This is a genomic window from Citrobacter sp. wls718 (genome assembly GCF_005280945.1).
GTDB classification, from domain to species: Bacteria; Pseudomonadota; Gammaproteobacteria; order Enterobacterales; family Enterobacteriaceae; genus Citrobacter; species Citrobacter gillenii.
In genome coordinates this window covers 17,032-24,615 of sequence record NZ_SZWV01000079.1, presented here as the reverse complement: position 1 = coordinate 24,615, position 7,584 = coordinate 17,032, and the positions used below count along the sequence as shown (strand labels likewise).

The following is a 7,584-nucleotide window of genomic DNA, read 5'->3' as shown; positions in this document are numbered from 1 at the left end:
AACCGGTACGCCCGCCCACGTCATCACCAGTCCCGCCAGCGGCCCGGTAATCCCCAGTGAGAGATCCATAAATACCGTGTAGGTCGCCAGCGCAGCGCCCTGATTCTGCTGCGGCACCGCTTTTACCGCCACCACGCCCAGCGCCGGGAACACCAGCGAGAACCCCGCACCTGCCAACAGAACGCCTACTTTCGCCATCCACGGCATATCCGCCATCCCTACCAGCAGCAGCCCAACTATTTCCACGCTAAAACAGATCATCGCCACATTTAACCCGCCTAAGCGGTTAATGCCGTTTGGGAATAACAGGCGGGTCCCGACAAACGTACAGCTAAACAGCGTCAACGCGAATGCCGCGCCGTCCCAGCCTTTGGCGTCATAAAACAGCGTGATAAAGGTGGCGATCACCCCAAAACCAGCGGAAGCCAACGCCAGCGCCATACCGTACAACCAGACGCGCCCGAGCACCGCGCGAAACGGCATCGGCTTGCCCTTGCTGGCCTTCACCGCCGGACGTGGCAGCGCCAACAGTATTGCTAACAGAGCCACCGCCATGATGGTCAGCGCCAGTCCCTGCAAACCACCCCAGGCGTAACACAGCACGCCCAGCGGCGCGCCTATCGCCATCGCCCCGTAGGTGACGATACCGTTCCATGAAATCACCCGCCCAATGTGTATGGAGCCCACCACACCCACGCCCCACAGCGTTGAACCGGTACCGGCAAAACTTTGCCCAATCCCCAGGATCACACGCCCGAGGCACAGCAACAGTAAGCTCACCATCGGCCAGCCGCTGGTTGTTCCCGCCAGCAAATAGCCCAGGCCACTTAAAAAACAGCCGCACAGCCCGAACACGACAATCTTTTTCGGCCCCAGCAGATCGGCGTATCGCCCCGCATGCGGGCGGCTCAACAAGGTGGCGAAATATTGCAGGCTGATCACAAGCCCAGCCCAGAAGGCGCTAAAACCCATAACATCATGAACATAGCCGGGTAGCACCGCGAGCGGCAAGCCAATAGTCAGGTAGCTGGCGAAGTTAAACATCACCACCGAGACAATGCGCAGATTGAGACGAAATCCGTTAAGCGCCGGTTCAGCGACGGGTTCGGGCATGAAGGGTCACCACATTTTTACAACAGTGTTTCATTTCTACCATGTTGCCGGGCAGAAATCAGCAGACAGTTTAGGAATATAGGTCGTAAGCCAGCCGCTACACTTAGAGCAAAACGTAAAAAGGAAGAACACATGACAAGCGCTCAGCCTGATAAAACAGGTTTGCATATTTTGCTCAAACTGGCCGCCCTGGTGGTGATCCTCGCAGGTATTCATGCGGCTGCCGACATTATTGTGCAGCTGTTGCTGGCCCTCTTTTTTGCCATCGTCCTGAACCCGCTGGTGACCTGGTTTATTCGCCGGGGGCTGCGTCGCCCGATTGCCATTACGCTGGTGGTGGTAGTGATGCTGTTCGTGCTCACCGCGCTGGTCGGTGTTCTCGCATCTTCAATCACGGAATTCATGGACATGCTGCCAAAGTACAACAAGGAGCTGACGCGCAAGGTCCTCTACGTGCAAGAGATGGTGCCCTTTCTTAACCTGCACATGTCGCCAGAACGTCTACTGCAACGTATTGACTCCGACAAGCTAATGACCTTCACGACCACGCTGATGACCGGGCTTTCCGGCGCAATGGCCAGCGTCTTCCTGCTGGTAATGACGGTGGTGTTTATGCTGTTTGAGGTGCGCCATGTTCCTTACAAGCTGCGCTTTGCGCTGAATAATCCGCAGATCCATATTGCGGGTCTGCACCGTGCATTGAAGGGCGTTTCTCACTACCTGGCGTTAAAAACATTGCTCAGCTTATGGACCGGGGCTATCGTCTGGCTGGGACTGGCGCTAATGGGCATTCAGTTTGCGCTGATGTGGGGCGTGCTGGCATTCCTGCTTAACTATGTACCCAATATTGGCTCGGTGATTTCCGCCGTCCCTCCCATGCTGCAGGCGCTGCTGTTCAACGGGATTTACGAATGCGTGCTGGTCGGCGCCCTATTTTTGGTCGTACATATGGTGATTGGCAATATCCTCGAGCCGCGTATGATGGGCCATCGTTTAGGCCTGTCGACGCTTGTTGTCTTCCTGTCCTTACTGGTATGGGGATGGCTGCTAGGTCCGGTCGGCATGTTACTTTCCGTGCCGCTTACCAGCGTGTGTAAAATCTGGATGGAAACTACCAGGGGTGGCAGCAAGCTGGCAATTTTGCTTGGCCCCGGTAGACCGAAAAGTCGATTACCGGGATAAACTACCAGACAAGGTAGTTTATATATTACGAATAAGATGGTAATAACGCAGACATTACCATCTTAACTTAAATAAAAAACCAATATACAAAGTAAAACCATAATAACTAAAATAAAAAACCTTCCAAAAACACATCTCCGGCACTAACCAACTATATTTAAAAACCATTTAAATTGATGCGCTTAGCTTGATAACGTATACTTCGCACCAATCATGTTGCTGCAAAATTTTCAACTGAAGAAAACCATTAAATATTAAGAAATCATGCCACCAGCACCGTGTTATCTGTCATGTGGAATACAACTCTAATTTAGCTTAAATAAAGATACAGATGATGAAAGGCGAGAATAATTTCATCACTTATTATTTCAATCGTATAAAAATACCGTGATAGGGAGTTTTAATGAAACAGTATATTAAGTGGTTTGCCGCTATTGCGGTTGTCGGCGCGCTGGCAGGCTGTGCGCGTACTGCGCCGATCGATCAAGTTCACTCAAGCGTTAGCGCGGGGCACACTCAGGACCAGGTTAAAAACGCCATTCTAAAAGCCGGCATTCAACGCCAGTGGATCATGACGGAAATTAACCCGGGGGTGATCAAAGCTCGTCAACAGACACGCGATCACGTGGCAGAAGTCCGTATCACCTACACCGCGACCAGCTACGACATCAAATATGACAGCAGTCTTAACCTGCAGGCTTCAGGCGGAAAAATTCATAAAAACTATAACCGTTGGGTGCGCAATCTGGACAAAGACATTCAGGTCAATCTGGCAGCCGGTGCCAATCTGTAATTATGCCTAAAGTCGGGCCGATAAGGCCCGATAACCTCACTATCTGCCACTCAACAGGTTGTTCCCACATGTACGAACAGGACTCGCTCAGCGCACTGGATGCTATTACTGAAGCACAACGTATCGCATTTGCCCCTATGCTTTTTCAAACCGCGTTGTGCCTGCGAAATGCGGGAGTACTGACCTGGCTGGATAAGCAAGGTAAACGCGGCGCTACGCTCGACGAAATTACCGAAAACAGCACCATCAACGAATATGCCGCCAGCATATTGCTGGATATGGGATTAAGTGGGCGCATCATTACCCACAAAGAGGGATATTATTACCTCGCCAAAATCGGTCATTTTCTTTTACATGACACGATGACCAGAGTGAACATGGATTTCACTCAGGATGTTTGCTATCAGGGGCTGTTCTATCTGGAAAATGCGCTGAAAGAAGGTAAACCCGCCGGATTAAAAATATTTGGCGACTGGCCAACCATTTATCCCGCCCTGTCGCAATTACCGCTGGCGGCGCGTGAAAGTTGGTTTGCTTTTGATCATTACTATTCAGACGGGGCATTTGACGCGGCATTACCGTATGTATTCGCCAATGCCCCTGCAACCCTGTACGATGTCGGCGGAAATACCGGAAAATGGGCATTACGTTGTTGTCAGCATGATGACAATATCGCCGTCACGTTATTAGATTTACCACAACAAATTGCGCTGGCCCGTGAAAATATCGAAAATGCAGGATTATCTCATCGCATAAAGTTCCATGCTGTGGATATGCTTAGTGACTCGCCTTTACCCGCAGAGGCTGATATCTGGTGGATGAGTCAATTCCTGGACTGTTTTTCCCCGGAGCAAATTATCGCCATGCTGAGCAAGATTGCCGGCGTAATGAAACCCGGTGCCAAACTCTGCATTATGGAACTGTTCTGGGATGCGCAGAAATTTGAAGCGGCCTCATTTAGCCTGAATGCGTCTTCGCTTTATTTTACCTGTATGGCGAACGGCAACAGTCGTTTCTACAGCGTAGAGAAGTTTTATCACTATCTGAAACAGGCAGGTTTTCAGGTAGATGAACGCCACGATAACCTGGGTATTGGGCATACTTTATTGATATGCCAGAAGAAAAAATAACAAACAACTGGAATAACCGATTTATCGCGGACGCGCGTTGATGAAATTTGCATTAAACATTACCGACTGGCAGGCAAAAGCTCCAGGATTAAGCGAAGCGGCACAGTGGCATGAATGGTCACGGCTTTCGCACACCATCGATCCAGCCTCGCCACAGGGAAAGCTCAGTGAATTACCGATGATGACCGCTCGCCGCCTCAGTTCAGGTAGCAAGCTGGCCGTCGAGTGCGGGCTGGCAATGCTCCGTCGTCATGCGATCGATGCCGTCCTCTATACCAGTCGTCACGGTGAACTGGAACGTAACTACCGCATCCTGCACGCATTGGCGACAGAGCAGCCAATCTCTCCGACCGATTTCGCCCTGTCCGTGCATAACTCCGCCGTCGGCAACCTGACCATCGCCGCAAAAAAACCGATCGTCTCCTCCTCGCTCTCAGCAGGCAAAGACACGTTCCAGCAAGGGTTATGCGAAGTGATGGGCCTGCTACAGGCGGGATATCAGCGGGTGTTAATGGTCGATTTCGATGGTTTCCTGCCTGAGTTTTATCACCCGCAGCTGCCTGCTGACATGCCGACCTGGCCATTTGCCGTCGCGTTGGTTATTGAACCAGGTAGTCAGTGGCGGTGTGAAACCCGCCCATACCGCGACCACGGCGAGTCCACGTTGCCGCAAAGCCTGCTGTTTTTACAACATTATCTGCGAGATACCCCGGCGTTTACGCTGACGGGTGAACGCGTACAGTGGCAATGGAGTCAGGGGTGAGCGCGGTGTTCCAGCCCCTTAACCGGGCATGGCGACTGGTGATGACCGGTTTATGCTTCGCCCTGTTTGGCATCGGCGGACTGCTCCTTTCCACTATCTGGTTTAACGTATTGTTAATCACAGTATGGAATAATTCCAGACGTCGGCGCATTGCCAGACGCAGCATAGCCGCCAGTTTTCGTCTCTTTTTAACGGTGACGAAGGGGCTTGGCGTGCTGGATTACCACATTGAAGGGCGTGACGTTTTGCTCAAGGAACGAGGATGTCTGGTCGTCGCCAACCATCCGACGCTCATCGACTATGTGCTACTGGCTTCGGTCATGGCAGAAACAGACTGTCTGGTGAAAAGCGCGCTCCTGAAGAATCCGTTCCTCGGCGGCGTAGTCCGGGCGGCGGATTATCTGATTAACAGCCAGGCTGATGCACTGTTGCCCGCCTGCCAGCAGCGGCTGGAACAAGGCAACACAATATTGATTTTCCCCGAGGGGACACGCACGCGTCCCGGTGAGGAAATGACGCTCCAGCGTGGTGCGGCAAATATCGCCGTGCGCTGCCACAGCGACTTACGCATAGTCACGATTAACTGCAGCGAGCAAATGCTTGATAAGCAAAGCAAATGGTATGACATTCCACCGGCTAAACCCGTATTTACCATATCCGTCCGCGCACGGGTAAAAATCGACCAATTTTACGATGCAAATTCACAAGAACCGGCGCTGGCCGCAAGGCAGTTGAACCGGCATCTTTTGCTTCAATTACAACCAGGTACGTTACCTCTTTCAGGAATTAATGATGCAAGCGCTTTATCTTGAAATCAAAAATCTCATTATAACGACATTGAATCTCGACGAACTTACTGCTGACGATATTGAAACCGACGCAGCGCTGTTTGGCGATGGCTTAGGGCTGGACTCCATCGACGCCCTGGAGTTAGGCCTGGCGGTGAAAAATGAGTATGGCGTGGTTCTCTCGGCTGAGAGCGAAGAGATGCGCCAGCACTTCTTCTCCGTCGCCACGCTGGCATCTTTCATTCACGCGCAACGTGCCTGAGGAAAGTCCGTTATGACTGAACAAAAAGCCATTTACGAAGAAGTCTCCGCGCTGCTGGTTAAGCTGTTTGAAGTCGACCCACAGGACATTAAGCCCGAGGCGCGCCTGTACGACGATCTGGAACTGGACAGCATTGACGCTGTTGACATGATCGTGCATCTGCAAAAGAAAACCGGCAAGAAAATCAAGCCGGAGGAATTTAAAGCGGTGCGGACAGTGCAGGATGTCGTCGATGCGGTAGAACGCCTGCTCAAAGAAGCATAACGCATCGTGTCGGGCGCGCGTTCGCTGCCAGTCGTACAACTGCTGACAGGCTTACTGCTGTTGGCCTGGCCATTTTTAATCTGGTTTGGCCTGGCACATAACGGCCTGCACTGGCTGCTACCGCTGATGGCATTGCTGCTGTTTGTACGCTTTCGCCAGACCCGGCGACAGGCGGGACCGTTGCGCGTCGTGACGCAGATAGTGGCGGTAGCGGGCATCACGCTTTGCGTTACCAGCTATCTGCTCAAAACGCACCAGTTGCTGCTGTTTTATCCGGTGGTGGTCAACGGGGTCATGCTGGCAGTCTTTGGTGGCTCACTCTGGTCTACCATGCCGGTTGTCGAACGCCTGGCACGGCTGCGCGATCCCAATCTACCCGCAGCAGGTGTGCGCTACACGCGCCGCGTCACGCAAATCTGGTGTGCCTTTTTCATCCTCAATGGCAGCATTGCGCTCGGTACCGCGCTGTATGGCGATATGTCCCTGTGGACGGTGTGGAACGGCATGCTCTCCTACCTGCTGATGGGAACGCTGATGGCAGGAGAGTGGCTGGTGCGCCGCCAGGTGATAAAACGAGATAACCCATGAAGCAGCCCCTTCCACTCTCTGAGTGGCTCAGCGCTCCACGTCCATCCGACGTACCCGTTGCGTGGTTAGAAGACGCGACCTGGACACTCGGCCATCTACGCCACGATGTTACCCGGTTGATAACGCACCTGCAGCAGCAGGAGGGTGAACGCTGGGCACTGTGCTTTGAGGACAGCTATCTGTTTATCGTGGCACTGCTGGCAACGCTCCATGCTGGCAAAACGCCGGTGATCCCGGGCCATTGTCGCGTTTCATTATTGAACGAGCAGCATGCGCTGTTTGACGGCGTATTGAGCGATAAACCGCTGAACTGGCAGGGTCCGCTACAGGTTGTCCAGTCTGCCATGACGGCCGCCACAGACGACGTGACGTTCCCCCCCATCCGCAGCGACACCTTTGTGGAACTCTTCACCTCCGGCTCTACCGGCCAGCCGAAGCGGGTCGTTAAACCGATCGGGCGTCTCGATAACGAAGCGGCGTTGCTCGCCGCGCGCTTTGCCGACCGTTTAACAGGTTGTCGGGTGGTGGCATCAGTGTTGCCACAGCATCTGTACGGCCTGACATTTCGTATCTTCCTGCCGATGTCCTTGGGCTTGCCGCTACACGCGGCAATGCTCTGGTACGCCGAACAACTGGCGGCGTTGGGCCATGAGCATCAGTATGTGTTTATCAGCAGCCCGGCGCTTCTGAAACGCCTCGAC

General features: G+C 53.1%; 9 protein-coding genes and 1 pseudogene. 9 read left to right on the top strand and 1 reads right to left on the bottom strand.

The genetic code is table 11. The annotated features are described in order from the left end of the window. Window positions 1–1,113 (bottom strand): MFS transporter (locus tag FDW95_RS15655; protein ID WP_249359144.1); only part of this gene is annotated, 1,113 nt, incomplete at its 3' end. A gap of 132 nt (window positions 1,114–1,245) precedes the next feature. Between FDW95_RS15655 and FDW95_RS15650 the strand changes: the two genes are divergently transcribed. The 9 genes and pseudogenes from FDW95_RS15650 to FDW95_RS23925 all read left to right on the top strand — a co-directional run. Then, window positions 1,246–2,295, top strand: a complete 1,050-nt coding sequence (locus FDW95_RS15650) for an AI-2E family transporter (RefSeq protein WP_115257262.1) — start codon at window positions 1,246–1,248, stop codon at window positions 2,293–2,295. A 415-nt stretch (window positions 2,296–2,710) separates the two neighbouring features. Next, a complete protein-coding gene (locus tag FDW95_RS15645) occupies window positions 2,711–3,088 on the top strand; it encodes a hypothetical protein (RefSeq protein WP_135912828.1) in 378 nt (125 codons plus the stop codon). Window positions 3,089–3,156: 68 nt separating this feature from the next. Then, window positions 3,157–4,218: a class I SAM-dependent methyltransferase gene (locus FDW95_RS15640; RefSeq protein ID WP_115257260.1), complete on the top strand. Its 1,062-nt coding sequence runs from the start codon at window positions 3,157–3,159 to the stop codon at window positions 4,216–4,218. 40 nt (window positions 4,219–4,258) lie between these two features. Beyond that, window positions 4,259–4,981 carry a beta-ketoacyl synthase chain length factor gene (locus tag FDW95_RS15635; RefSeq protein ID WP_115257259.1) on the top strand — a complete coding sequence of 241 codons (723 nt, stop codon included), beginning with the start codon at window positions 4,259–4,261 and terminating at the stop codon, window positions 4,979–4,981. Continuing rightward, on the top strand, window positions 4,966–5,793 hold the full coding sequence (locus FDW95_RS15630; RefSeq protein WP_115257258.1) for a lysophospholipid acyltransferase family protein: 828 nt from the start codon (window positions 4,966–4,968) through the stop codon (window positions 5,791–5,793). Before FDW95_RS15635 ends, FDW95_RS15630 begins: the two co-directional genes overlap by 16 nt. Beyond that, complete coding sequence (locus tag FDW95_RS15625) at window positions 5,774–6,031, top strand: phosphopantetheine-binding protein (protein WP_096759209.1); 258 nt, start codon at window positions 5,774–5,776, stop codon at window positions 6,029–6,031. Before FDW95_RS15630 ends, FDW95_RS15625 begins: the two co-directional genes overlap by 20 nt. A 12-nt stretch (window positions 6,032–6,043) precedes the next feature. Then, on the top strand, window positions 6,044–6,295 hold the full coding sequence (locus FDW95_RS15620; RefSeq protein ID WP_096759208.1) for an acyl carrier protein: 252 nt from the start codon (window positions 6,044–6,046) through the stop codon (window positions 6,293–6,295). 6 nt (window positions 6,296–6,301) lie between these two features. Next, window positions 6,302–6,883, top strand: a complete 582-nt coding sequence (locus FDW95_RS15615; protein ID WP_115257257.1) for a hypothetical protein — start codon at window positions 6,302–6,304, stop codon at window positions 6,881–6,883. After that, window positions 6,880–7,584 (top strand): annotated as a pseudogene (locus FDW95_RS23925) (AMP-dependent synthetase); the annotation flags it as partial. The gene FDW95_RS15615 and the pseudogene FDW95_RS23925, both read left to right, overlap by 4 nt.

Coding starts and splice junctions, on each gene's coding strand:
- FDW95_RS15620 (WP_096759208.1), top strand. CDS start 6,044: ATGACTGAACAAAAAGCCATTTACGAAGAAGTCTCCGCGCTGCTGGTT.
- FDW95_RS15630 (WP_115257258.1), top strand. CDS start 4,966: ATGGAGTCAGGGGTGAGCGCGGTGTTCCAGCCCCTTAACCGGGCATGG.
- FDW95_RS15625 (WP_096759209.1), top strand. CDS start 5,774: ATGCAAGCGCTTTATCTTGAAATCAAAAATCTCATTATAACGACATTG.
- FDW95_RS15650 (WP_115257262.1), top strand. CDS start 1,246: ATGACAAGCGCTCAGCCTGATAAAACAGGTTTGCATATTTTGCTCAAA.
- FDW95_RS15635 (WP_115257259.1), top strand. CDS start 4,259: ATGAAATTTGCATTAAACATTACCGACTGGCAGGCAAAAGCTCCAGGA.
- FDW95_RS15640 (WP_115257260.1), top strand. CDS start 3,157: ATGTACGAACAGGACTCGCTCAGCGCACTGGATGCTATTACTGAAGCA.